Raw genomic sequence first — 26,601 nt, 5'->3', positions numbered from 1 at the left:
TTAGCAACAAGGGTGCCAGCTCGATGGCCGTAAAAAACAAATGCATGCGCGAGCTCATCCGGACTCATGTGGGAGCGAGCCTGCTCGCGATAGCGGTCTGTCAGTCAACATCTACATCGCCTGAATCACCGCCTTCGCGAGCAGGGCTCGCTCCCACAGATTTAGAGGTGCAACTGCTTGGATCAATGATTCAACTGGCGAAAAGGTAAGCCTCCACATCCATCCCGGCATCACGCATTTGCGCCAACTTGTAGCGCAGGGTTCGGGGACTGATGCCGAGGCGTTCGGCCGCTTCCTTGCGACGGCCGCGCTCGGCGCGCAGGGTGTCGATGATCATCTGGAATTCGCGACGACGCAGATCGTCCTCCAACGCACCGGCTGATTCGGCTACCTCGACCGGAGGCACTACCGGCGCCAGCGGCGGTACCGGCAAAGGCGCACAAGCCACCGGACCGGCCAGGCAGAAATCCTCGGGCTGGATCAAGCCGCCCTGCTGCAGGATCAGCGCCCGCTGGATCGCGTTATCCAGTTCCCGGACGTTACCGGGCCAGGGATACCCGATCAGGCAAGCCTGTGCCTCGGCGGACAGGCGCGCCGTTGCGTGCTTCATTTTATTGACGTGCTTGGCCAGAAGACGCTCGGCCAGCGGCAGGATATCGGCGGTGCGCTCGCGTAACGGACGCCAGGCCAACGGAAAAACCGACAGCCGGTAATAAAGGTCTTCCCGGAAACGCCCCGCTGCCACTTCGCCCGCCAGGTCGCGGTTGGTTGTCGCGACCACTCGGATGTCCAGGCTGATGGGCTTGCGCGCGCCGACCCGCTCCACTTCTCGCTCCTGCAACACCCGCAGCAATTTTGCCTGCAGGCCCAGGGGCATCTCAGAGATTTCATCCAGCAGGATGGTGCCGCCATCGGCCTGTTCGAACTTGCCAGCCTGGGCCGCGATGGCGCCGGTGAACGAACCCTTTTCGTGGCCGAACAATGTTGCTTCGAGCATGTTGTCGGGAATCGCCGCGCAGTTGATGGCAATGAACGGCTCGCTGGCGCGACGGGACTGCTGGTGAATATAACGGGCCAAGACTTCCTTGCCCGTACCGGACTCACCGGAAATCAATACGGTTGAATCGCTGCGTGCCACCCGCGCGGCCAATTCCAGCAACTGCGCACTGGCCGGCTCGATCGCCACCGGGCCTTCACCTTCAACGGCAAGGCTTCCCAGGGCATGGCGCGCCACCAGGTCAAGCAGCGCCTTGGGCTCGAACGGCTTGACCAGATAGTCCGCCGCCCCCTGGCGCATGGCATCCACCGCTCGTTCGACCGCACCGTGGGCGGTCATCAACAGGACTGGCAATTGAGGCTGGCGCGCCCGCAGTAAACCGAGCAACTGATGGCCGTCCATGCCCGGCATATTGACGTCGCTGACCACCAGGCTGAACGGCTCACGGGCGACCGCCAACAACGCCTCCTCCGCCGAACCGACGACGGCATGATCATGCCCGGCCAACAGCAGTGTATCGGCGAGCGCCTCGCGCAGGGCACGATCGTCCTCCACCAGCAAAACCTTGATTGCCATTGCCTTCACTCCACCCTTGGCACACTGGAAAACAGCGGCAGGAGGACCAGCGCACACGTGCCGCGCCCCGGCCGCGAGCGCAACTGCAATTCACCCTGATGGGCCCGCGCCACGGCCTTGACCACGGTCAGGCCGAGGCCCGTCCCGGTGGTCTTGGTGGTAAAAAAAGGCTCACCCAGGCGGGTCAACACGGCTGGATCGATGCCGCTGCCGTTGTCGCTGACACACAGGCGCAACGTGCTGCCACGGGTGTATAGGTGGACTTTCAGGCGAACGTCGCCGTCGCCCGCCTGGATCGCGTTTTCAATCAGGTTCAATACCGCGCCCACCAGCGTGTCGCGGTTGCACAGGACTTCGCCCGCGCGGCTGTCACACTGCCAGCGGATCGGCAAACCCTGTACGTGGGTCGACGCTGCGGCCTGCAAGGATTGCAGCAACGCCTTGGGCGTCACGCGGTCGGTCAACGGCAATTCGCCGCGGGCGAACACCAGCATGTCGCGGACCTGGTGCTCCAGCTCATGCAAGCGTTCCTTCAGGCGGCCGGCGAAGCGCTGCTGGGTATCCATCGGCAGTTGCTGTTCAGTCAAATGACTGGCGTAGAGCAACGCGGCGGACAGCGGCGTACGGATCTGATGGGCCAGCGACGCCACCATCCGCCCAAGGGAAGACAGCCGCTCGTGGCGGGCCAGCTGATCTTGCAGGTGGCGGGTTTCAGTCAGGTCGTTGAGCAGCACCAACTGCCCGGGCTCGGCATCAAGCGAACGGGTCGAGATAGAAAGGCGTCGACCGTCCTTGAGGGAAATCTCATGGCCGTCATCTTCGCGAGGAGCGAAGCAGCGGGCAATCACATGCCGCCACAGCTCGCCCTCCAATGGCAGGCCGAGCAGCTCGCACGCTGCCGGGTTGGCTTCGCGCACGAAACCGTGCTCATCAATGACAATGACGCCGCCAGGCAAGAGGTCGAGGAGGTTTTGCAGCCGATTGGCCAGGCGTTCTTTTTCCGCCAGCTCCTGCATGCGCTGAGCGCTGACCACCGCCAGCTCACCCTTGAGCTCGGTGACCCGGGCTTCGAGCAGGCTGTAGGAGTCGGATAACTGGCTGGAGACCTGGTTAAACAGCGAAAACGCCTGCTCAAGTCCAAGCCGGCTAGCCTGCTCGGCGGACGGCATGAGTCCCGGCTCAGGGACAGGAGACATCAGGGCGGCTTGGGTCATCGTGCTCTCTCGCTTGGCTGACCGTCAGTTAAACGGAACGTTGCGAGGGCAGTAGCAATACCCGTGCCGAAAAAAAACCGCCCAGAAATCAGGCGGTTGTAAAACAGGCGTCAATCATCCGCCTGTTCATCTCCTTCGCGACGGCTCATGCCGTACTTGCGCATCTTTTCCACCAGAGTCGTGCGACGGATGCGCAGGCGTTCCGCCGCGCGGGCGACGATGCCGTTGGCATCGTCGAGTGCCTGCTGAATGAGGCCCTGCTCCAGGCCTCCCAGATAATCCTTCAGATCCAGGCCTTCCGGCGGCAGCATGGCGTTACTGGTGAAGTCCGGCGTATGGCCATTGATCGCTACGCGCTCTTCCAAGTCGCTGCGCAGGCTGTCGACCATCTGCTCGTCTTCGTCGTCGACGTAGCGGAACTTCTTCGGCAACTCGGCCACGCCGATCACGCCGTAGGGGTGCATGATCGCCATGCGCTCCACCAGGTTGGCCAACTCGCGGACGTTGCCCGGCCAGCCATGGCGGCAGAGGGACATGATCGCCGCCGAGTTGAAGCGGATCGAACCGCGCTTCTCATGCTCCATGCGCGAGATCAATTCGTTCATCAGCAGCGGAATGTCTTCGACCCGCTCACGCAGCGGCGCCATTTCGATCGGGAATACGTTGAGGCGGTAATAGAGATCCTCGCGGAAACTGCCGACCTCGATCATGCTTTCCAGATTCTTGTGAGTCGCGGCGATGATCCGCACGTCGACGCTCTGGGTCTTGTTGCTGCCCACGCGTTCAAAGGTGCGCTCTTGCAGCACGCGCAGCAGCTTGACCTGCATCGGCAGCGGCATGTCGCCGATTTCATCGAGGAACAGCGTGCCGCCGTTAGCCAATTCGAAACGCCCGGCGCGACTGGTAATTGCGCCGGTGAATGCGCCCTTCTCGTGGCCGAACAATTCGCTTTCCAGCAACTCGGCTGGGATCGCCCCGCAGTTGACTGGAACGAACGGCGCTTCGCGGCGCTTGGAATGGTAATGCAGGTTGCGCGCAACCACTTCCTTGCCGGTGCCGGACTCACCCAGGATCAGCACGCTGGCGTCGGTGTCGGCCACCTGCTGCATCATCTGGCGCACGTGCTGGATCGCACGGCTGGTGCCGACAAGGCTGCGGAAAAGATTGGGTTCACGATGCCGGCCGCGTTCACGGGCCTGGTCATACATTTCGCGATAAACCTGCGCACGGTGCAGCGAATCAAGCAATTTGCTGTAGCTGGGCGGCATTTCCAAGGTGGAAAGTACCCGGCGGCGCTGGTCTTCCGGCAGGTCTAGGGAAGAATTTTCTCCCATCAGCAAAACGGGAAGGAACTCATCCCAGGTTGAGAGTGTCTTTAGCAAGCCCAAAAGCGATGCGGGGGCATTTACGGTCCCGATAAGGACGCAAATGACTTCACGGCTGGACGACAATGAGCCGACAGCCTGCTGCCAGTCATGGCTGCCGCAGGGTAAATTTTCTTCGCCGAGAAAATTAAGGATCACCGCCAGGTCGCGGCGGCGGACGCTATCGTCATCGATCAGGAGAATTTTGGTTTCACGCCACATGCAATAGCAACTTCCCTAGTCAACTCAGTGCCCGAATTTGGGGGCAAGCTAGACGCTTGCAGACTTGTCATGCCTGTAGACGCCTGAAATCTGTAAACAGCCACTAGTTAAGTCAAAAAATCGCGCACAGTCAAATTTATGGCGCACTTTGTTCGGATTAAATGAAAATTAAATCATCCGAACAGGTGGTAAACCTTCGCCGCGTTCTGTGCCTGGTTAATCTGTGACATTTCGTTCACGATCGCCTGACGTTCCCCCGTCGCGGCATCCAGCAACTGCCGATACACGCCAAGCAACTCTTCCAGGTTGTTACGCAACGCCGCCTCGTCCACCTCGGACTCGCCCATGACGTCTTCCATGCAGGAACGGCACGCCAGATCCAATTGACCGATGGCCTCCCAATTGCGCTCAGCCAGGGCATCAACCAGGGCATCTCGGGTTTGTTCTATGCGCTGCAAGACAAGACTCATGAGCTTATTCCTCAGAATTGCGGGCCAGGTTGCGCGATACCGTCCCAGCCTTCCTTGACCGTGCGCAGTAGATCAGCGACTTCGTCGAGGATCTTCGGATCGGTCTTAGCGTTGGCTTCGGCGAGACGTTTCATCATGTAGGTGTAAAGAGCATCCAACTCGGCTACCGACTCGGCCTGGTTTTCCAGATCCAGGCCTTCACGCAGGCCACCCACGATACCGATGGCCTTACTGATCAGGACGCCTTTGTTGGCTATGTCCTTGCGCTCCATAGCGCCCTTGGCCTGGGCGATACGGTCCAACCCACCTTCCATGAGCATCTGCACGAGACGATGGGGACTTGCTTCGGAGGTTTGCGCCTGGGCGCCAATCTTCTGGTATTGGCGAAGGGCTAACATCGGATTCATGTTCTACCTCATCAAAAACTTCGGTTCGTATAAACAGCGTATCGACGCTGTGTCAAAAAACTTTAGACCGAAAAGCCGAAAGCCCGGAGCGTTGTCAAAACGCTGCCGGGCTTTTTGTATCGGTCGAAAATCAGCTGTTCTTCTGTTGTGCCGTCATCGCTTCAAACATCGAGGTGATGTTACTGGCAGTGGCTTTCAGCTTGCCGACGAGGGTATCCATGTCGTTGTACTTTTTGGTCAGTACGGCGGTGAGGGTTTCGATTCGGCGGTCCAAAGCTGCTTGATCGGCAGTCAATTTCTTCTGGATGATTTCAAGATTTTTGGACCTTGCCGTGAGGATATTATCAACGGGCTTTCCGTTGGCATCCAGTTTGCTTTCAGTGTATGGCTTGATCGCATTCTGCATGCGCTCGATCAGACCGTTATCGCCGGTGAACAGCGTCTGCACCTCCCCGCCCAGCTGCTTATCGTTCAGGGCTGCAGTGAACTTAACGCTATTGAAATCCAGGGCGCCCGTAGTCTGGTTGGTGGTGATCCCCAGTTGGGACAAAACGGTCAGTTTTGTGCCGGCCCCGGTTTCGGACAGCGGACCACGAATAGCGGCCAATAACGCACGCGGCATCGCATCGCCATTCAAGGCAGCCGGAATAGAATTTCCGTCAGCGTCTACGGTGGGCTTGGTCAGCGAAGTAACTGCCTTAGCAATAGCGTTATAGGCATCGACAAATTTCTGAATCGAAGCCTTCAGTCCGTCAGTGTTTGTCGCGACGGTCACTGTAACCGCCGTAGCCGTCGGCGCAACGAGCGTCATGCTTAATCCAGAGACCGCATTATCCAACTTGTTAGTTGGACTGGTCATCGCCAAACCATCGATGTTGAATACCGCATCTTTGGCCAGCGACAGGGAACCAGCGGAACCGGCGGTTGGCGGAGTAGCCATGGCAACCGTGCCGTCAACCGCAAGGCTAGCAATACCACTCATGGACAGGTCACTGCCCGCGCCGGTTTTGCTACTTCCTACCACCAATCGCGAACCGAAGCTGTCGGTGATGATGTTAGCGTTTATACCGCTGGCCTGGTATTTGGTGTTTATCGCGTCGCGCACTGACTGTAGCGTGGAGCCGGCTGGAACATCGACCGCATAGGAGTCGCCGTTCTGGCTGCTAATGGTCAAAGTCCCCGCATCTACCGTACTGGTTGCGCCGCCAGCAAAAGCAGCCGTCGAAACCTTCGAAGAGGTTGCCAGGCTATCGATTTTAATACTGTAGGTACCACCGACCGCCGAGTTGCTCGACGTAGCGGTCAACACCTTGATATCTGAGGAAGTGGCAGAAAAACCAGTAAACTGGGGCGTGGTTTTGTTTCCCAAGGCTTCAAGTGCAGACTGGAACGTAGCCAGCAACGATTTCAACGACCCAATGCCAGAAATGTTCGAGGTATTGGTCTTGGTGGCACGATCAATCTGACCCTGCTTGGCTGCTTTGTCAGAATCCACTAATGCCTTAACAATAGCAGTGGTATCGAGGCCAGAGCCTAAACCCAAGCCAGGTAGTATTGGACTTGCCATGTGGGACTCCCTCAGTGTGTCGCCGGTCTTTTGACCGTTACAACGCCCAAAAGAACATACAACAAAAATTCGTACCGGTTGTCAGGCTTCGGCGCTGAACAACAAGCTGTTTGCGCTGTTCAAACTGTCCGCCAGCCGTAAAACCTCTTCATTCGGAATCTGACGAATCACTTCGCCTGAGCTGCTGGCGATTACCTTGACCACTACTTTGCCTGAAGGCTCATCAATTGAGAACTCCAGGTTACGCTTGACCGATTGAACAAACTTCTCAATTTCCTCGACAGCCTTCTTGAGTTTATCCTGCTCGGCAACAGCGTCTTTAGGCGCTTGCTTGACCGGTGTCACGGTAACAACGCCGGCTTGAGGCTTCTCTACGGGCTTGTCGGCCACTGTGGGTGCCGGCTTCGCCGCTGGATAAGACAAGTTCAGCTTCACGCTCATATCCATGTCCATCACCTCTTGAACGGAAAAAGCGAGAGAGCACGCAAGCGCACTCCCCCGCTAAAACCCAACCGGCTATTACTGAAGCAGCTTCAGTACAGCGGATGGCAGTTGGTTGGCTTGGGCCAGAACCGAAGTAGACGCTTGCTGCAGAGTCTGCTGCTTGGTCAGTTGTGCAGTTTCAGCAGCGAAGTCGGTATCTTGTACGCGACCCAGTGCAGCACTGGCGTTTTCGTTGATGTTCTGCAGGTTGGAAATGGTGCTGGTCATACGGTTTTGTGCAGCACCGAGGTCAGCACGGCTGGAGTTGATCTTGGCCAGAGCGGCGTCGATTTTGGTCAGCGCGTTGTTCATCGAAGCTTCAGCGGTAGCCGAGTCGGTACCAGTAATCTGTACGGTAGCCGAGTCAACCGACAGGGAAGCTGCATCGAAGCCGCTATCCAGGGTCAAAGTGATCTGGTTGTCAGCACCGGTGTTGGAACCAACCTGGAAGGTCATGGTGCCAGCAGTACCGTCAATCAGGTTCTTACCGTTCAGGTTGGTCGACTTGGCGATACGAGTCAGCTCGTTCGACATCGAAGCAAATTCTTTGTTCAGAGCTGCACGGTCTTCGGTACCGTTAGAATCGTTTCGTGCCTGTACTGCCAGCTCACGCATACGCTGCAGAATGTTGGTGGACTCTTGCAGAGCGCCTTCAGCTGTCTGAGCGATGGAAATACCATCGTTGGCGTTCTTGATCGCCATTGTCTGACCACGGATTTGCGAGGTCATACGAGTGGAGATTTGCAGGCCGGCGGCGTCGTCTTTGGCGCTATTGATTTTCAGGCCGGAAGACAGGCGAGTCATCGAAGTGGAGAGCGCATCGGAAGCCTTGTTCAGGTTCTTCTGGACGTTCAACGACGTTACGTTGGTGTTTACTGTTAAAGCCATGACGAATTCCTCGTTGGTTGGGTACTGCGGCTTCCGGCCCTGGCAACCGCCGGGTGTGGCCTAGAGAACCTTCGTAATAGTTATCGTCGTAATCGGAACTTGCTTTAGCGGTTTTTTCAAAAAAATTGCCATCAGGTGGCCACCCCTCATAAATCAAGGACTTGCTAAAGCCTGGAGGGTAAAAAATGACGCCAGGGAACTGTCGCTAGCGAGACCGGGGGAACCTGCCAACGAGTCAACGGCATGGAATCACCTGATCAGCGGCCAACAGATCAACCAACTCGCATTCGATCGCCTGGAGATTGCGCTGAAAAAAACTTGCTCATAGCGCCTCGCTTTTCGATCAGGCAAAAAAATAGCGTTCAAGGTTTACACCTTGGCCGCTATTTTTGTGCCCGGCCTTTACTGGCTCACGGGCGATAGATGATCGCCGACCCCCAGGACAGGCCTACGCCAAAGCCACTTAACGCCACTCGCTTCCAGTCGGAATCGAGCACGTGCTTCTCCAGCAAGAGCGGAATACTCGACGACACGGTGTTGCCGGTCTCGACCATGTCCTTGATGAACTTCTCCGGCTCGCCTTCGAAACGCCGCGCCACGGCATCGACGATTGCGGCGCTGCCTTGATGAATGCAGAACGCATCGATGTCACTGGGTTGCAGATCGGAATCGGCGAGCAACTCATGCAAATGTGCCGGCACCTTGAGCAACGCGAAGTTGAACACCTGGCGACCGTTCATGAAGAATACGCCGTCGCTGACCTTCAGGTGCGGCGCACCGGAGCCGTCGGTGCCGAACTTTGCCTTGCCCAGTTGCCACGGCGCATCCTCGCCCATCCACGTCGCCGTGGCGGCATCACCGAACAGCATCGTGGTGTTGCGATCTTCCGGGTCGACGATTTTCGAGTATGGGTCGGCGGTTACCAACAGGCCATTCTTCAGGCCAGCGGCTTCCATGAAGCCCTTGATGGCGTAGATGCCATAGACATAACCCGAGCAACCCAGGGATATATCGAACGCCGCTACGCTGGTGGGCAGGCCGAGCTTGTCCTGAACGATAGCCGCCGTGTGGGGCAACCCTTCTTCATCGCCGTTCTGGGTGACGACGATCAGCACGTCAATGGATTCGCGCTTCAGATCGGGATTATTGGCAAACAGCGCATTGGCCGCTTCGACGCACAGATCCGAGGTTTCCTGGCCGTCATCCTTGCGTGGCAAGAAGGCGGAACCGATCTTGCCGAGGATGAACTCTTCATCCTTTTCAAATTTTGCACCTTGTGCGTAATTGTCCACGCCGGCTACAGGAACGTAGCTCGCAATGCTTTTTATGCCAATCATTACGGCTTCCCAATCAAAAACAGCCCAATACCACCGCTCGCAAGGAATCGAGGGGCGCCGACAAACGGGAAGTGTAAAGGGCTATCACCGGTCCTGATAAGGGCCAGGCGCCATCTTCCCGGTCAATACAATACAGTGAAGATGCGCGTTATGACTCGCAGGTCACGCTAAATTGCCGAATAAGCCCTTTTTGCGAGGGCTTATACGACAATGGAAGGAGGCATCGGGCTATGCCAGCAACCGCGCCCAGTCGACAGCCGTGGCGGTACCCAGCGCAAAACCTTTGTCCGTCAAGGCCAGGTTCGGGTTACGGACCGCGTCGTGTTCGAAACGCGCCTGCCACTTTTTGCATAGGGCATCGAGTGCCTCCGGCGCATCGGAAACCGTACCGGCGTGCAGCATCTGCGCCTGGGGTGTCCAGACCGTGAGATAGCCTGCGTCAGCTACTTTCAGACAAAGGTCGACGTCGGCAAAGGCCTCGGCGAAATGTTCTTCGTCCAGGCCGCCTACGGCTTCGAACAAATCCTTACGGATCATCAGGCAAACGCCGGACACCGCAGAGTAGTTCTGTTCCGCCTGATGGCCATTGAGATAACCCTTGGCGTCCTTGCGTTCACCAACGAACACCGAGGCCACCTGGCCATCGGGCTTGAGCACCAGGCCAGCCTGGGTGGTGATGCCGCGAATATCCATCTGTTTGCTGCCGACGATCCCCACTTCCGGTCGCTGGGCCTGGTTGAGCAAGCTGTCGAGCCAGTTGGCGTTGATCACTTGCACCTCGGCCGACAACAGCACCAGGTATTCACCCTTCGCCTGGGCGCTCGCCCAGTTGTACAGAGCCGACGCACTCAAGCGCCGATCGCTGCGCAGGATACGGATCCGATCGCCTTTGCCTTCCAGGCTGTCGAGCCACTGGGCCATTGCTTCGGACTGGCTATGATTATCTGCGATCAGGATTTCATGGCGATGATAACGGGTGCGCTGCAGCACGCTGACCAGCGCCTGTTGAATCTGTTCGAAGTTGTCCCGGCTTTCGAGAATGATCGATACCAACGGCCGCTCGGCATGCTGGTAGTCGATTTGATAGGTCAGCGGTTGCGCCGAGGTGACCTGGGCACGATAACCCCGGGCCGCCAAGTGGCGCGTCAGTACTTGACGCTCCTGGGCATTTTCCTCTTGCGCCGGGGCATTGCAGATCAGCAACGGCTCGGACAGATGCGCCAGGCCGGCAAGCCCCGCCTCTTCGATCAGACGCAACAACACGTCCAACTCCAACGCCTGGGTGTATTCAGGCGTAAAACCGCGTGCCTGTACCAGCACGTCACGACGAATCAGCCAATGCCGCGCCATCAGCGAAGGCACCGATTGCAGGAAGTCAAGATTGACGCCAGGACGGAACACATCGACCAGGCTGCCGTCGGCCTTACGCTGGATTTCGTCCATGGCCACGGCACGCACGCCATCAGCGCCGATCAGTTCAAGACTGGCGCGCAGCAGACCGCTTTCGGTGAACTGGTCGCCAGCCTCGGCCAGTACCATCCAGTCGGCGGAGGACTGCCCGATGATCTGGTTGATGCGCTCGACATAATTGCCAGTGCTGACTTTGACGAAGTGCACGGTGTCGCGCACGGTGGTGGTCGCCGGCAGGTCGCCGGTGGTGAAGACCACCACGTTGAACGCCTTGCTATGACCGTTGACCAGGCTGTCGAAGGTCGCCTGCAGCTTGAACATGTCAGCGTCCAGGTCCAGCAACAAGATGCCGAACCGCGGGCCGCCTTGATGCTCGGCCAGGTGCGCCGCGATGGACTTGAGCTGCTGCGCATCTGGATTACGCGCCTCAAGCCAATTCAACAAACGGCCGGAGTGCATGTTTTCCAGTAACCGGCGCTCTTGCTGACCCGGCACCGAGTCCAGGCGCTCGGCCCAGGCCTGCAGTTTCACTGCCTCATCTGGCTCATCGCTGCTTTTCAACGACTCGGCCAGGCGCTTGATCACGGTGCGGTTGAACGCGTACAGGCCTTGGGCTTCCCACAGACGGCTGCGTAGGGTGCGCTCGTTATCGTTTGGTTGCACACGCATCAGCTCATGCTGACGCAGCAGAATGCCTTCCAATTGTTGAAGCTGAAGGCGGCCGGCTGGCATGGCATGCAGCAGGAATTCAAAGTGAGTCAGAAGATCGAAGACCCGTTGATTGTAGAAAGGCATTTCAACAAATTGCTGTGGGCCAAACGAACGAACCGGCTCACCACCGGCCTCCAACCAGGCCGAACGGATAATCTGCGTGCCCTTGAGCGAACGCCCTTGCTGCAGGCAGTCGGCCATGGCCGCAAAACTGTCCAGAGCAATCTGCTTGATGCGTTCCGGAGCCTGCTCGCTGAGCTGGGTCGGCACCGATGCCAGGAACTCGGCGAACTGCTCACGCTCGGCGACGCTTTTGGCGTCTTTGTAACTCAACACCGTCAGGACGTTGGTGTTGTGTTCGGAACCGCCGTAGTTGAGTTCGCGCACGGCGAACGGAATCGGCAGGATCCGCGCCTTGGCACACGCCAGCAAGTAAAAGGTATGGCCGATCTCCTGCCACTCGAAACTGGTGCCAGGCGGCAACATGCCGTACCACTGTTGCAGCAAGTCAGTGCGGGTCACGGCGTAGAACGGCGGCAGGAATTGATCCATGAAACGGATCACACGGTCCTCGGCCAGTTCGCTGTCGTAGTCCTCATGCACCTTGCGGTCACGGCGGAAGTAGCAGACTTCTGTTGCGCAGGACAAATACATGATGCCGTAGCCGTGGCAAAGGCCGTAGTCGGGGTTGGCTTCGAGAAACTCAACCGATTCGGTCAAGGCATCATGCAGCAGGAAATCGTCGTCGGCAGCGAACACCATATAAGGCGTTTTGACCTGGTTGACACCGTAGGTCAATTTTTCCTGAAGCCCTTTGTAGGTGAATTGAGGCAAGTGGCGGTAATCGACCGACGGAAAATCCTCGGCGATCCGATCATCGCGCTCCACCGACGAGTCCAATACCAGTACCGAACACGGATAGCTGCTGTAGTAATGCAATGTGCGGCGCAGAAATGCGCTGCGGTTGTGGGAGATGACTACCACGGTGAACCGCTCGCTCAGCGGTGCCACGTTGTTTTGAAGCATATTTCGAACCTGCATATTTCCTAGTCCCCACAACCTGCCAGACGCCAATGACTTGAAACGGATGGATTAACGAACCCGACGCAGATAACCATCCGGCGCAACGGTGATCAGCAGCTTGTTCTGCAGTTGCTGGTCGATTTCGAAGCTGTCGTTTTCTTCGAGGTATTTCCACACAGCGGTTTTCGGGTTGTCGCCCGGGCCCCATGGGCGATCCGGGAAGAAGTCCGCCGGCATGTCTTCCACCACCGTGTCCATCACCACGCAGTAGCTGCCCACCGAAACCAGCGGCGCGTACAGGCGCAGTTCTTCGAGGACATGGTCATGGGTGTGGTTGGAGTCGAGTACCAGAATAACTTTCTTGCCTTTGGCCGCTGCATGGACCTGCTCGGCAATGGCCGGATCGATGCTCGAACCCTCGATCATCGAGATGCGCTTGCTCATCGGATGGCTCTCGATGGCTTCACGGTTGTACGGGCGGATATCCAGGTCGATGCCCAATACTTCGCCGTGGCCTTGCAACTCCAGCAACGAAGCGTAATAGATGATCGAACCGCCGTGGGCGATACCGCATTCGATGATCAGGTCAGGCTTGATCTGCCAGATCAGTTCCTGCATGGCCATCATGTCCTGCGGCAGTTGGATGATTGGCCGGCCCATCCATGAAAAATGGTAGCTGTACTTGTGGCGGGCCGACTCGTTGAAAAACTCCTTGGCCAAGCCGACGAGTTTCTGATCTTGGCCTTGCCCGGCGATTTCGGTCTGGCATTGGGCTTCGAAAGCTGTATGGATAGTGTTGTCAGTCATTTTTCGAATCTCGCGGTTATTGGAACGAAGCGCTATCAACGGCGTGGTAGACGTAGCGCCCACCGGTCATCCGCTTGATCTCTCCGAGGTAATTGGAATTCATTACGAACAGGTTGGCGCCTTCGGGCAATGCATTCATGGCTTCTTGCGGCGAAGACACCCGGGCGCCCGACAGCGGCAGATATCGCCCCTGCTTGGCCGGGTTGATATCCACCACGCAGTCCACCGCTACACCGGCTCGTTGCAGGAATAGCGAGTAGATCACCCCTTTGGAGGATGCCCCCCAGATCGCCGAGCCTTGTTGCGGCGCGGCCTGAACGATCTGCACGGCGCGACTGAGGCTGGCGGTGAATTCGTCTGGCATTTGCAAGGCTGGAACGGGTTGCTCCGGCTCCAGGCGCAACGTGGCCAGATCGGCAACGATGTACAGGTACTGACCGCCGAACAGGTGCCCGGCCTCATGCACCGTGCCAAACATCCGGCGCAGGTCATCGAGGCGGAAATAGTTCACGTGCTCATAGAACAGGTCGAACCAGGCACGATGCTCCAGGATCCAGTCCAGGCACGGCACTTCAATGTAAATCTGTCCGCCCTGGTTGGCCGCTGAGATTTCTGCAAGGAAAGCCACCGGATCCTGAATATGTTCCAGCACGTGACGTAGCACGACCGCGTCGGCCGACAGGCCCAGATCGCGAGTGAACGGCGCCTTGATCACGTCGGCGTTGTCGCCCTCATAGGCAGGGTCGATACCCGTGATCGCATAACCACGTTCCTTGAGCAGTTCCAGGAAATAGCCTTTGCCGCAACCGACCTCGATCAAGTCCTGACCGCTGAAATGCCTGGCGATGATGCCTTCCACGTCAGCGAGATGCCTCTGGAACTGACCGGAGTGGGCCTGTTCATTCTGGTAGTCGCTGTCATAGCTGAGCTTGTCCGCATCGAACGCTTGGTTGAAAACCAACCCGCTCACGTCGTCCTGAACCAACACCATGTCGGCACTCGCCGAGGCTCTGGCCGACTGCTCATCGGCGAAGGTACGGTTCTGCAGAACCGGAAGGCCGGCGGCCCGGTACAGCTCACGCGTCATGTTCGGCTCCCAACAAGGTTTGCAAACGTTCGGCCACGCCCCAGAACGCCATGGGTTCGTGGGTCGGATAGGGATAATGGCCCAAGTTCAGGCGAATGGCCGCGCCACGCTCGCGCAGGCGTGCTTCTACCAGTGCGCGAACCGACACCGGTTCGCCACTTGAGCAATTGACGACACCATTGAATTCGCGCAGCGACAGCAGACCCGCCATATAAGCACTCGCTGTTTCGATGGCCAGGTAATCGCGCAACTGCTCGCCACCCGACATATCGAATACCGGCGCTTGGGCATCGATGGCCCGGTCCAGCGCCGCGAGCAGGCTGTTGGGGTTCTGACCGATGCCGTGCAAATAGAACAAGCGTACCCACTGCAACGTAAACGAATGCTCGCGTTGCAGGTGTTCAAGAAACAGGCGCAAGGTATTTTTTGCCAAGCCGTAAGGGTTGGACGGTTGTGGCGCAGTCTTCTCGTCAAGCGGCCCGCTCTGCAGGCCATATTCAAAACAGGTACCCGTGACCAGCACCTGTCCCACCCCCGCCACGACTACCTGTTTGATGAATTGATAATCGGCCATCAGGTTATGTTCGAAATGAAGGAGGGCCTGGTAATTCGGCAATCCCGGCCACGCCAGGTGCGCCAAGGCATCGACACCCTTGACCAATGCAGCGACGTCCAGCTCTTTGGAATGGACATCGGCCGCGACGAATTCAACACGGTCGAACCAGGGCAGCGCCTCGGCCGGCTCGATCCGACGCGCAACGGCCCGAACCTGGCAACCACGCGCGAGCAGAGCTTCGACGAGATGTCGACCCACAAATCCGGTTGCCCCCGTCACCAGCACCTTCATAGGAGCGTCAACTCAGGTACGGCGACTACAAATCGGCCACCCCACCCACGCACCTCTTCCAACTGCTGGCTGACTTCGCTCAGCAGGTTCCAAGGCAGGACGAGAATGTAATCAGGCTTCTCGGCGGCAATACGCTCAGGCGCCACTATGGGAATGCGACTGCCCGGCAAGTATTTACCTTGTTTGTGTGGATTGGCATCGGCTACCCATGCCAGCAGGTCGGGCCTGACCCCCGCATAATTCAGCAATGTATTGCCCTTGGCCGCTGCGCCGTAGCCCACCACACGCTTGCCGTCGGCCTTGGCCTGCAAAAGGAAACGCAGCAAGCCATGCTTGATCGCTTCGGCAGCCGGCGCCAGGGTGGCGTAGTACGCGGCGGTCTTCACGCCAGCCTCCTGTTCGGCCTGCAATTGTTGCTGCACCGAGGACTGGATCGAACGCCGCACTCCGTCGGCACGCTGGACGAAGACTCGCAACGAACCGCCATGGGTCGACAACCGGCTGACATCGAATACTTCCAGCCCGTTGCGCTCGCACAGGGTTTGCACGGAGGTCAGCGACAAGTAGGAAAAATGCTCGTGGTACAGCGTGTCGAATTGCTGCCCGGCCATCAATGCCAGCAGTTGCGGAAACTCGAAAGTCGCTACGCCGGTTGGCTTGAGCAGGGTGGCAAAACCAGCAAGGAAATCGTTGATGTCCGGCACGTGGGCAAGGACGTTGTTGGCCGCCATCAAATCCGCTGCCCAGCCTTCGCTGTTCAATTGCATGGCCGTTTCGCGACCAAAGAACAACTCGCGGATCACCAGGCCTTTGGCACGAGCCGCCTCGGCGGTGCTGCGCGTCGGCTCGACGCCCAGGCAGGGAATACCGCGCTTGGCCACGTACTGCAACAGGTAGCCATCGTTGGCGGCAATTTCCACCACGCGACTGTCTGCACTCAATTCGAAGCGCTCCACCATCTCGGCAACGTAGCGCTCGGCGTGGGCCAGCCAGGTGCTGGAGAACGAACTGAAGTAGGCGTACTCAGCGTCAAACAATGTGTCCGCGCGGGTGTAGTCCTCGGTCTGCACCAACCAGCATTGCTGGCACACCGCGACCTTGAGCGGCATCCACTGCTCGGCCTGATCCAGTTGGTCGGCCCGCACATAAGCGTTGGATGGCGGCGAAGTACCAAGATCGATCAAAGGCAAAGCCAGGGCAGTTCCGCAACCTCGGCAGTTCATAGACGCACTCCAGCGAAACGCTCGTCGAGCAAGGGATGGTTGCTGTCCCGGCTCGACAGATTATTGACAGGCAGCGGCCAGGCAATCGCCAGCCGCGGATCATTCACCGACAGGCCGCCCTCGTGCTCGGGAGCGTAGTCGGCACTGTGCAAGTAAAGCAGCTCGGCGTCTTCGGTCAGGGTCTGGAAGCCATGGGCAAACCCGGCCGGGATCAACAGGCTGCGGCCATCGCCAGCCTTCAAGTGCTCGGCATGCCAATGCAAAAACGTCTCGGAATCGGGACGCAGATCCACGGCTACATCCCAGACTTCGCCACGCAGGCAGGTGATCAACTTGGCTTCCGGCTGCGCCGCGTTCTGATAATGCAACCCACGCACGCTACCGCGCTCACGAGTGCAGGAATGGTTGATCTGGCGGATATGAAATGGCTGGCCAAATGCGCTCAGGCTACCTTCGCAGAACAGCCGGGCGAAATGCCCGCGCTGATCTTCGAAGCGTTTGTGCTGAACGCTGAACAGACCGGCCAGCGGCAACGCCATCAAGGAAAACTCGCTCACAACGCCCCTCGATACAGGTTCAGTTGGCCGAGGCTGACTTGACGCATATCATCGCCGTCCTGCCATGCCAAGTGCCAATCCAGGGTCTGGGCCAGGCATTGTTGCAACGACCAGCGCGGCTGCCAGCCAAGCAGCTGCCGGGCGCGACTGCTGTCCAGGCGCAACAGGCCGGCCTCGTGTAAGTCGCACGGCTCGATGCGCAGGCCGGGCGCTTGCGGCCAGCGCTCGGCCAACAGCTGGACGACCTCGCCGACGCTGCACATGTCGGTTTCACCCGGGCCGAAGTTCCAGGCACCGGCGAACTCTGGTCCCTGCTGATAAAGGCACTCAGCCAATAATAGGTATCCGGCCAACGGTTCCAGGGCGTGCTGCCACGGACGAACGGCCTGTGGATAACGCAGCGTCACCGGCTCGTCTGCCGACCAGGCTTTAAGCACGTCGGGAATCAGGCGCTCGGGAGCGAAATCACCGCCGCCCAGCACATTGCCGGCCCGCGCCGTGGCCAGAGCAAGGCCATGCTCGGCATAGCGCTCAGCCGAAAAGAATGAGGCGGCATAAGACTGCGCCAGCAATTCGCAGCAGGCCTTGCTGCTGCTATAAGGATCATGACCGCCCAAAGGCTCGTTTTCGCGGTAGGGCCATAACCATTCCTGGTTGGCGTAGACCTTGTCGGTGGTAACCAGTACACATGCCTTGACGCCACCCACCTGGCGAACCGCTTCCAGCAGGTTGAGAGTGCCCATGACGTTGCTGGAATACGTGCCCAATGGGTCCCGGTAACCTTCGCGCACCAGCGGCTGAGCGGCGAGGTGCAGGACGATCTCCGGCTGCACGTCGGCCAGCAGTTCCAGCAAGGCGCCGAGGTCGCGCAAGTCACCGCGCCGGTCATCGATGCCCTCGCTCACGCGGGCCAACTCGAACAGGTTCGGCTGGGTGGCGGGGTCGAGGGAAAAACCACTGACCTTGGCCCCGAGGCTTTGCAGCCACAGCGTCAGCCAACTGCCCTTGAAGCCGGTATGGCCTGTGACCAGTACGCGCTTGCCACGCCAGAACTCAGGGTTCAAGACCATTGCTTCCATGGGGCCTCGCCGCTTTGCCACAGGGCTTCGAGGTGGTTCTTGTCCCGCAGGGTGTCCATCGGATGCCAGAAACCGTCGTGCTGGAAAGCGTTGAGTTGCTCCTGCGCTGCCAGCGTCGCCAGCGGTTCGGCCTCCCATGAGGTCTGATCGTCAGCGATATAAGGCAACACCTTGGGCGAAAGCACGAAGAATCCGCCATTGATCCAACCGCCATCGCCTCGCGGTTTTTCGGTAAACCCGAGGACAGAATCGCCGTTGCGCTCCAGCGCACCGTAACGTCCAGGCGGCTGGACGGCTGTCACCGTGGCAAGCTTGCCGTGGGACAAATGAAAATCCACCAGCGCGCCAATATTGAGATCCGACACACCGTCGCCATAGGTGAAGCAGAACGCCTCTTCATTCTCCAGGTAACGCGCCGCCCGACGCAGTCGCCCACCGGTCATGGTGTCATCGCCAGTGTCGATCAAGGTCACACGCCACGGTTCACTGTAGTTCTGGTGAACGTCCATGCGGTTGTTGCACATGTCGAAGGTAACGTCAGAGGTGTGCAAGAAGTAGTTGGCGAAGAAATCCTTGATGGCATAGCCCTTGTAGCCCAGGCAGATCACGAAGTCGTGGATTCCATGGGCGGAATACTGCTTCATGATGTGCCAAAGAATTGGCTTGCCACCGATCTCGATCATCGGCTTGGGCTTGAGGTGCGACTCCTCGCTGATCCGCGTGCCGAGACCACCTGCCAAGATAACTGCCTTCATCGTCTCCCCTCTTGTTCATCACCGGGCTCGACCAAGCGTTGTTTCGCTTTGCGGACGCGGGGATTACACCTTCAATGCCGATTTGGGCGCTGCGAAAGGCCGCGAGCGCTCGTTTTATGGCGATATGAGGGGGGCTTGCAGGAAACGCGCCAGCTCTGTTGAGGCGGTTTCAGGGGAAGGAAGGCGAAAAGACGACCGTATGCGGCCTTTATGGCGAGGGAGCCAGCTCCCTCTCCACGAGTGTCAACGCTGCACAGGCAACGTTCAATCCGGCAACCACCCCCACAACCAATGCTGCAGGTTCTTGCCGTTGAGCATGTAGTCCCGCAGCACCGCTTCGCGCAGTTCGTCACCCATGCGGTAACTCGCGTCCGGATCGGCCAGGTGCATGCGGATCGCTTCAACCCACTCCTCAGTGCTGTTGCTGCGCACTTTGGTGCAGGGCAGAAAACCGTCGTAGGCCTTGGTGTCGGTGCAGATGACCGGGTAGCCACAGGCACCGTATTCCAGCAAGCGCAGGTTGCTCTTGCAGTCGTTGAAAATGTGGAACTCCAGGGGAGCCAGCGCCAAGTCGAGATTCAGGCTGGCCAGCTTGAATGGGTAGGTGTTCAAGCCGACCGAGCTGTGGAACTCATGAATATACGGACGCAGTGCATCCGGGCACATACCGAAGAACACCCATTCCACTTCGTTTGCCAACTCGCGAACCACGTCCGCAATGATTTCCAGATCACCGCTGTGGCTGGTTCCTCCCCCCCAACCCACCCGAGGCTTGGAGGACGTGCCGCGCCGGCTGGTCAGCTTCGCCCACGGCTCAGGTGGCAACATGTTAGGCACGATACGAATTTCATTGTGCATGCTGGACAAGGCATCAGCGAGCGAAGGTGTCGTCACCACCACACGATCACACAGCCCGATTCCTTCGCGCAGCATCTGTTCGATATTGGCCGGCTTGTTGCGCGCATGCGTGTTTTTCTTGGGTGCCTGGATGACGTAATCGTCGAGTTCGAAAATCCGCAAGGCACCGGAGTATTTTTTCATTCTGAGAATATCGCCGGCGGCCCCTTCGCTGTAGCGCCCCTGCAATACGATCGTATCCGGCGACAGGCGCTCAATCTCGACGGTAGGAGGCGACTCGTAGGCGACCCGAGCGATTACCCGCCCGGCGGCCTCCAAAGCGGCCAACGGGGCCGTGACGCGATAATGCCCAACCGCGGTGGCGTTGACCGGCAAGCCAAGTATCAATGGCAGGGCGCGGCGGCAGAACGGGTTCCAATTGTTGCGCAGCGAAGGTTCCAGGCTGAAGCTGGACGCCCCGAGGCTCAGCGCAGGGTTGTAGCCTGGATCCTGGGCGATCTGCGGCAGCCATTTGCGATAGAAGATTTCGCGCTCGCGCTCCACCAACGCGGTTTCTTCAGGCTGGACAGCGGTCGACGGCAGGTCGACTTTCATGACCGTGGCGTAGGGCGTCCAGACAACCAGGTAGCCAATTTTTCCTGCGCGCAGGCACAGATCGACATCGCTGAGGCCGAAGGTTAAGGACGCATCCAGGCAGCCGAGTTCATCGAATACCTGCTTGCGCACCATCAAGCAATCGCTGCTTACCGAACTCCAGTTCTGCGTCGTATGCAAACGCTGCATGTAGCCGCGCGAAGCCGCGGATTCACCGTAGAACGGCGTGCCCACCGGCCCAGCCAACCCAAGAACTTGCCCGCCGCCGACAATCGTGCCTTGAGGACTGAGTATCCTCGCACCGACCACCGCTACCTCAGGACGCTGGGCATGATTGACCATCTCGTCCAACCAGTCATTTTCACAAATGACCGTTTGCGGACTGAGCAACAGCAAATAGTCGCCCCGGGCCTGACCTGCAGCAAAATTGCGCACCGCTGCATCGCTGTCATCACCGGCGTATCGCAATACGCGCAACATGCTCGCACCCAACTGCGACATGTTATCCAGCCAGTCGAGCATTGCCGGGTCCCGGACGCCGCTGTCAACAATCAGAATTTCATAATGGGTGTAGGCCGTACGTTCGATCAGGCTCTCGGCGCAACGCTGCAAGGCGGCGAGCGAGTCACCGGTACGCATGATGATCGATACCAGCGGGCGCTCGCCGTGTCGGTAGCTGATGCGGTTGATCAACGGCAAGGTGTCCGGGGAAATCTCATGATCGATGCCGATACGCTCCAGATGCGCGCCAACCAACCGGGCGTTGCCCTCGATCACCTCGGGCAGCGACAACCATTGGGCGAAGCTCAGGACCGACTCAACCTGGATTTCCGCGATGTGTTCGATGGTCTGAGGGCCAGCCTCTTCCACCAGGCGCCAGAGCAGATCGTGGGGCGCCAGTTCACCGTGATCCGGTTCAAAACCACCGAGGGCCATGAATCGTTCACGCTCGAAAGCCAAGGTCCGACCGACATAGGGATAGGCGCGCATCAGGTCCAGGTTGAAATCCGGCTTGAACACTGGCTCGAAGGACTCGCCGTCCACCAAAGCGCCTTCATCGCTGTAGACGCAAAGGATGCCCGGCCTCCCGGCAACGCGCTCGGCCAGGATCAACAACGCTGAATCGCGCAGCACGTCGCCCGCGCGCAGCACGTAGAACCAATGGGCGCCTTCCAGCTGTGGAACGATGGCATTAAGCTGACTCGGCCAATCCGCCTGGTAAGGCAACTGCAGAACCCGTTCATCCGCTTCGCAAGGAGCATCGGAAAGCACCACTACGGCCTGGGCTGAATACAGCTGGCCCTTGATGCTGCGTAGCGTCGCCTCAAGCGACTCCGCATCGCCGAGCGCGTCGATGACCAAAGGCACGATGTTCGGCCGAAACGGCCAACTATCGATGCGCGCGGGCATGACGCGTCGTTCTACCTCACTGAACCGGCGGACGGCCAGCCATTCACGATAGAAGTCGGCATAACTATCGCTTTGCGCCCCGACTCGACCATTCACGACGGTATTGCGGTTGCCCAATACGCGGGTTACGCAGAGCTCCTGCCAGGCGTGAGGTTCATCGGTGATCTTGTCCAGATCAATGCAGCGCACCCAACCAGAAGCCGGCGCCGCTTCACCGCTGCGCGCGACAAGCATCTGCGCCAGCCATTCCCACTCTGTCTTTGCTGCCTTGAGCATTTCCGGGGTCTTGCTCAAACGCTCCGGGTAGAGGCGCTCGATACTCAACACGGTATTCAAGGCAATCAGATTGCCGCGCCGCATCAGGCAAACAAACAAGGCGAAGTCGAGCACCGCGACAAAACCGGCACCGTCCTGGATCAACGCAGGCAACAATTCCAGCACATCGGCGCGGCGCATCAGGGTGGAACTGAAATTGCCGATGAAGTTGGTTGGCGTGCTCTCGAAAATTGCCAGCATGTCGTCGCCTTTGAGCAAGGCGTCATTTGGCGAGAAGCGGCAGTTATCCACCCGGGGCGGCAAGATGAAGTTGCCTGCGTCGCACAACAGCCGCAGCGCGAACACCACGCTCACGTCAGCATGATCCATCAACGCCTGGGCCTGCATCGCAATGCTCGGTGCGAATAGACGATCGTCATCGCACAAGACCTTGATGAACTCGCCCTGCGCCTCATCGACACAACGCAACAGATTGCCCGGCAGTCCTAGCCGTTGAGGATTTTTCAGATAGCGGACCGGATGGGCCGGCTGTTTGAATGACGCGACTATGTTGCGAATCTCATCGTCAGGCGAATCGTCGCAAACGATGATTTCAACGTTTTCGTAGGTCTGGGCCAACGCACTGAGCAGTGCCTGGTCAAAGAACCGAGGGTTGTATGCGGGGATGACGATGCTGACGAGGGGAAGTGACTTCACGGTTTAAACTCTCGAGCGGCGGGCCCCGGCCTTTTCAGGCCGGAGCCCCGGAACCGCTTAAAAAAAGACGGTTGGCGGCTCGGTCGATACCGGCTCAGATCTTGTTGAACAGACCCAACTGGGCGATCTTGCTGAACGCCAGTTGCGAGGCTTGCAGCATGGTCTGTTGCAATGTCAGGCGGGTTAATACCTCGGCCGAATCGGAGTCACGGATCGACGATTGGGTCTGTTTATTGGCCAGCATCAAGCTCTGGTTGGTGTCGCTCTGGGTGTCCAGAGCGGCACCACGACCACCCACGGAACTCAGGGCGCTGGACAATTGATCGGTGCCGCTTGCCAGGTTGCCGATGCCGGACGCCAGCGAAGCCTGCAGTTTCTGCAACGCTATCGGATCGTTGTTGGTCGGTGTGTTCAACGCGGTTTTCAGCTGATTCACGGTGTCCAGGATGTTCTGGGTTTCGTGGGTGTTGACCGCGATGCTGAACTGATCGTCTGCGGCTGGCGTGCCGTCCAGGGTGAAGCTCACGCCCGAAGCGGTGGCTACGTTACCGGCCAGGGTGCCGCTGGACACGGGTTGGCTGTTAGCGGTCAGCGGCGCTGCGTAAAGGTCGAAATCGGTGGCGCTGGTGAACTTCAACACGGCCGCCCCCGTAGGGAAACTAGCGTGGTAGGCCACCGGATCGGTGATTTCGCTGCCGGTGACTTGCACCGCGGTCGGGTTGCCAGGACTGCGCATCGGAACAAAGGTGTCCGGCTTGGCAGCCAGGGTGAAGGTATGGCCTGGCAACACCGTGCCAGGGACATCGCCCGTTTGCAGATTGATGTTCAGGGTCAGCTCCACACCACGGAACTGGACCGCCTGCCCGCTCTTGCTGTTAGGGTCGAACGCGCCGCCCTGGCTCGCTTCGGCGGTCACGTCATTGCCGAGCGAGTCGGTGATTCTCAGTTGCGTGCCGCTGGTGAACTCCACGGTGTACGGCTCGCCGCTGCGGAACTTGCTGTTATAGCTAACGCTGGAGGAAACCTGGCCGTCGGACAAGACCACGCGCCCGTCATCCACCGGCGGCGCGGTCCGAGTGACCTGGCTGCGGCTGGTGTTGACGGCTTGCTGGAACACTTCCCAGCCGGTGCTGTTGGTGGCCATCGACATGGTGTCACCGACCGGCAGGTCGAGCGTCACCTGGTCGCCGTTGTAGCTGTAGCTACCATCGGTGTTGCGGGTGAACGGGACGGTGTCACCCTTGGAACCGGAGAAGATGTACTTCCCGTTTTCGTCCTTGCTGTTCATCAGGCTCAGCAACTGTTCTTCGATCTGCGCCAGCTCCGAAGCGTTGGCCTGACGGTCAGCGTCGGTGTAACCGGCGTTACCGGCACCGACAGCCAGTTCCTTGGCGCGCTGCAGCACGTTGCCGATGCTGGTCATCACCGCTTCGGTGGTACCCAGGGTGGCCTTGATGGTGTTGGCGTTGGTTTCGTACTGGGCCAGCATCGAAGCCTGGGTACCCAATTGCAGCAGACGCGAAGCGCCCACCGGATCATCGGCGGCGGTGTTCACGCGCACCAGGCTGCTGGCCTCTTCGCTGGTCTTGACCACGTTGGCGAAATTCTTCTGGTAGTTCGCAGCCGTGCTTTCGTAAAACTGAGAAGTAGAAATGCGCATGGGCTACGGCTCCTTAAAGACTGTTGATCAATGTGCTGAAGATTTCCTGCGCAGCCTTGATGATCTGCGAAGACGCGGTGTAGTACTGCTGGAACTTGACCAGATTGCCGGTCTCTTCATCCAGGTCAACGCCCGACAGCGAGTCGCGGGCATTCTTGGCGTTGTCCAGGATCGCGCCGGTGGCGGCGCTGTCCAGCTTGCCTTGGGCGGCCTTGGCACCGACGCCTTCCACCAGTTTGCCGTAGGCATCGTTCAAGGAAATGCCCTTGCTGGCCGAACCGGTATCCACGGTTTTGGCGGTCTGCAAGCCAGCGAGCACGGTACCGTTACGGTTATCAAGGCTACCAGGCTGACTGAGGCTTATATCGATGCCGGCACCGTCGGAAGGCGCGCCGGCGATGGACATATCGAACGTGACGGTACGCTGCACCGGCGGTACGGACGAATCCATGATCGGGGCGCCGGTGGCGTCCTTGAGCGGAACGCTCAGGCTCAGGGTGTTGCTCTGACCGGGTTTGATGGTGCCACTGCTGATCACGCCGCCCTTGGCATCGAGCAACTGATAAGCCTGGCTGGTGCCACCGGCCGACGTCGCCCCGAACACCACTTTGACCGGCATCGAATTCTTGATGCCGTTCTGGATGATGCTGGTAGTGGCTTCGTCGTAGATGTCCAGCTTGGTGGTCATGGTCGGCTGGCCGCTGGCCGGAATGGTCAGCGTGCCGCTGCCGCCCGGCGTGATGGCGGCGCCCAGCGGCGCGGCAATCGCCAGCCGCTTGGAGTCGGTCATCTCGGTCTTGATGCTGCCCGCGGCGTTGCGGGTCGGGGTGATCTTGAACGAGTCACCGACGGCCGCGGTGCCGTTGGCGAAGGTCAGCGAGAAACCATCGACCACCGGTGCCGGCGTGGTCGCGGTGTTGAACGCACCCATCGGCGTGTTATCGGGCAGACGCTGGACGGTGTAGTCGGTGGCGCTGGTGAAGGTGATCTTGTAGTCGTTGGTGGTCAGCTTGCCCGTGTCTTCGATCGACACGTTGAAGTTGCCGGACCCGGCGCTGTTGCCCAGCGAGGCAACGCTGCGCTGGCTCATCTGGGCCGCACTGTTGATGCTGCTGAACAGGTTGGAACCGAATGCGCCGTTCTTGTCGATACCCGAGGCCTGGATGCTGTTCATCTGGTCGGCGACGACCAGCGCCACACGGCCCAGCTCGTTCATGGCCGGGTCGAGGACGGTGCTGCGGTAGCGCATCAGGCCACCGATTTCACCGCCGGTCATCACCTGGGTGATGTCCATGACGCTGGAGCCGCTGTTGAGCTGGATGCCAATGCGACCGGGGTCGTTCTTGTCCGGCACCGCTTCCAGTTTATTGGTGATATTGCCCATGACCAGTGGCTGGCCGGATCCCAGGTAGATGTCCAGGCTGCTGCCGTTCTCCACGACCTGAGTGCCGGTGAAGGTGGACAGCTGGCGAATGGTCTCGCTGCGGGCATCGAGCAGGTCGTTCGGCGCGCCGCCGGCGTTGGAGACTTCGGCGATTTTTTTGTTCAGCTGGGCGACCGTGGTGGCCAGGCTGTTGATCTGCTCGACCATGTTCGACAGGTTGCCGTTGATGTTCTCGCTCTGCGCCGTCAACTGGCTGGCTACCGAATTGAAACGGTTGCTCAAGGCCTGTGCATCGCTGAGCAGCAACTGGCGAGAGGCGTCGTCGCCCGGCTTGGCGTTGACGTTCTGCACCGAGGCGAAGAACTTGGTCAGCGCGCCGTTGAGGCCAGTGCCGCTGTCCGACAGCAGGGAATCAAGCGGTGTGATCTGCCCCTGGTAGGCCGCCGCATCGCTGTTGAGCGAGGTGGTGGTCTTCAGTTGCGCTTCAAGATAGGAGTTGTAGACCCGGCGTACGTCCGCCAGGGTCGTGCCGGAGCCGATGAACACGTTGCCGTACTGGTTCGACGCCTTGGTGGTCTGCACGGTCTGCTGACGCGAATACCCTGCGGTATCGACGTTGGCGATGTTGTTACCCGTGGTCACCAGTGCGGTCTGGCTTGCGGACAGACCCGACATCCCGATATTGAGCAAACTCATGGT

Annotated in this window: 20 protein-coding genes; all 20 read right to left on the bottom strand. The window is 59.1% G+C overall.

The window, feature by feature from the left end; all coding sequences use genetic code 11:
- Positions 1-190: 190 nt before the first annotated feature.
- Positions 191-1,573: a sigma-54-dependent response regulator transcription factor FleR gene (fleR, locus tag DOCECA_RS04265; RefSeq protein WP_420767381.1), complete on the bottom strand. Its 1,383-nt coding sequence runs from the start codon at positions 1,571-1,573 to the stop codon at positions 191-193.
- 5 nt (positions 1,574-1,578) lie between these two features.
- Positions 1,579-2,787 (bottom strand): sensor histidine kinase, encoded by a 1,209-nt coding sequence (locus DOCECA_RS04260; RefSeq protein WP_434563004.1) that lies wholly within the window; start codon positions 2,785-2,787, stop codon positions 1,579-1,581.
- 110 nt (positions 2,788-2,897) lie between these two features.
- Entirely contained in the window at positions 2,898-4,373 is a 1,476-nt protein-coding gene (locus tag DOCECA_RS04255; protein ID WP_434563002.1) for a sigma-54 dependent transcriptional regulator, read from the bottom strand.
- A 173-nt stretch (positions 4,374-4,546) separates the two neighbouring features.
- Complete coding sequence (locus DOCECA_RS04250) at positions 4,547-4,843, bottom strand: flagellar protein FliT (RefSeq protein ID WP_420767383.1); 297 nt, start codon at positions 4,841-4,843, stop codon at positions 4,547-4,549.
- 11 nt (positions 4,844-4,854) lie between these two features.
- A complete protein-coding gene (gene fliS, locus DOCECA_RS04245; protein WP_445571496.1) occupies positions 4,855-5,250 on the bottom strand; it encodes a flagellar export chaperone FliS in 396 nt (131 codons plus the stop codon).
- A 130-nt stretch (positions 5,251-5,380) separates the two neighbouring features.
- Positions 5,381-6,817 carry a flagellar filament capping protein FliD gene (fliD, locus tag DOCECA_RS04240; protein ID WP_445571495.1) on the bottom strand — a complete coding sequence of 479 codons (1,437 nt, stop codon included), beginning with the start codon at positions 6,815-6,817 and terminating at the stop codon, positions 5,381-5,383.
- 81 nt (positions 6,818-6,898) lie between these two features.
- Complete coding sequence (locus DOCECA_RS04235; RefSeq protein WP_445571494.1) at positions 6,899-7,264, bottom strand: flagellar protein FlaG; 366 nt, start codon at positions 7,262-7,264, stop codon at positions 6,899-6,901.
- A 72-nt stretch (positions 7,265-7,336) separates the two neighbouring features.
- Positions 7,337-8,188: a flagellin domain-containing protein gene (locus DOCECA_RS04230; protein WP_045155383.1), complete on the bottom strand. Its 852-nt coding sequence runs from the start codon at positions 8,186-8,188 to the stop codon at positions 7,337-7,339.
- A 410-nt stretch (positions 8,189-8,598) separates the two neighbouring features.
- Complete coding sequence (locus DOCECA_RS04225) at positions 8,599-9,525, bottom strand: ketoacyl-ACP synthase III (protein WP_217860066.1); 927 nt, start codon at positions 9,523-9,525, stop codon at positions 8,599-8,601.
- 228 nt (positions 9,526-9,753) lie between these two features.
- Positions 9,754-12,687 (bottom strand): TIGR00180 family glycosyltransferase, encoded by a 2,934-nt coding sequence (locus tag DOCECA_RS04220; RefSeq protein WP_445571493.1) that lies wholly within the window; start codon positions 12,685-12,687, stop codon positions 9,754-9,756.
- Positions 12,688-12,738: 51 nt separating this feature from the next.
- Positions 12,739-13,476 carry a cephalosporin hydroxylase family protein gene (locus DOCECA_RS04215; RefSeq protein WP_445571492.1) on the bottom strand — a complete coding sequence of 246 codons (738 nt, stop codon included), beginning with the start codon at positions 13,474-13,476 and terminating at the stop codon, positions 12,739-12,741.
- 16 nt (positions 13,477-13,492) lie between these two features.
- Positions 13,493-14,563 carry a class I SAM-dependent methyltransferase gene (locus tag DOCECA_RS04210; protein WP_445571491.1) on the bottom strand — a complete coding sequence of 357 codons (1,071 nt, stop codon included), beginning with the start codon at positions 14,561-14,563 and terminating at the stop codon, positions 13,493-13,495.
- Positions 14,553-15,410, bottom strand: coding sequence for an NAD-dependent epimerase/dehydratase family protein (locus DOCECA_RS04205; RefSeq protein ID WP_434650313.1), 858 nt, complete (start codon positions 15,408-15,410; stop codon positions 14,553-14,555). Before DOCECA_RS04205 ends, DOCECA_RS04210 begins: the two co-directional genes overlap by 11 nt.
- The gene (locus tag DOCECA_RS04200; RefSeq protein WP_445571490.1) at positions 15,407-16,633 is read right to left on the bottom strand and encodes a methyltransferase domain-containing protein; all 1,227 of its coding nucleotides are present in this window, start codon (positions 16,631-16,633) and stop codon (positions 15,407-15,409) included. Before DOCECA_RS04200 ends, DOCECA_RS04205 begins: the two co-directional genes overlap by 4 nt.
- Positions 16,630-17,190, bottom strand: coding sequence for a dTDP-4-dehydrorhamnose 3,5-epimerase (gene rfbC, locus DOCECA_RS04195; protein ID WP_434562972.1), 561 nt, complete (start codon positions 17,188-17,190; stop codon positions 16,630-16,632). The genes DOCECA_RS04200 and rfbC overlap by 4 nt, the downstream gene beginning before the upstream one ends.
- Entirely contained in the window at positions 17,187-18,269 is a 1,083-nt protein-coding gene (gene rfbG, locus DOCECA_RS04190) for a CDP-glucose 4,6-dehydratase (protein WP_445571489.1), read from the bottom strand. Before rfbG ends, rfbC begins: the two co-directional genes overlap by 4 nt.
- Positions 18,251-19,024: a glucose-1-phosphate cytidylyltransferase gene (gene rfbF, locus DOCECA_RS04185; RefSeq protein WP_420767398.1), complete on the bottom strand. Its 774-nt coding sequence runs from the start codon at positions 19,022-19,024 to the stop codon at positions 18,251-18,253. The genes rfbG and rfbF overlap by 19 nt, the downstream gene beginning before the upstream one ends.
- 264 nt (positions 19,025-19,288) lie before the next feature.
- Positions 19,289-22,858, bottom strand: coding sequence for a glycosyltransferase (locus DOCECA_RS04180; RefSeq protein ID WP_445571488.1), 3,570 nt, complete (start codon positions 22,856-22,858; stop codon positions 19,289-19,291).
- A gap of 94 nt (positions 22,859-22,952) precedes the next feature.
- Complete coding sequence (locus DOCECA_RS04175; RefSeq protein WP_434562966.1) at positions 22,953-24,518, bottom strand: flagellar hook-associated protein 3; 1,566 nt, start codon at positions 24,516-24,518, stop codon at positions 22,953-22,955.
- Between the two features lie 13 nt (positions 24,519-24,531).
- The gene (gene flgK, locus DOCECA_RS04170; RefSeq protein ID WP_420767401.1) at positions 24,532-26,598 is read right to left on the bottom strand and encodes a flagellar hook-associated protein FlgK; all 2,067 of its coding nucleotides are present in this window, start codon (positions 26,596-26,598) and stop codon (positions 24,532-24,534) included.
- Positions 26,599-26,601 lie beyond the last annotated feature (3 nt).

This window comes from Pseudomonas sp. E102 (genome assembly GCF_052660185.1).
The sequence above is the reverse complement of the archived record's forward strand: the minus strand, read 5'-3'. Positions and strand labels throughout refer to the sequence as shown.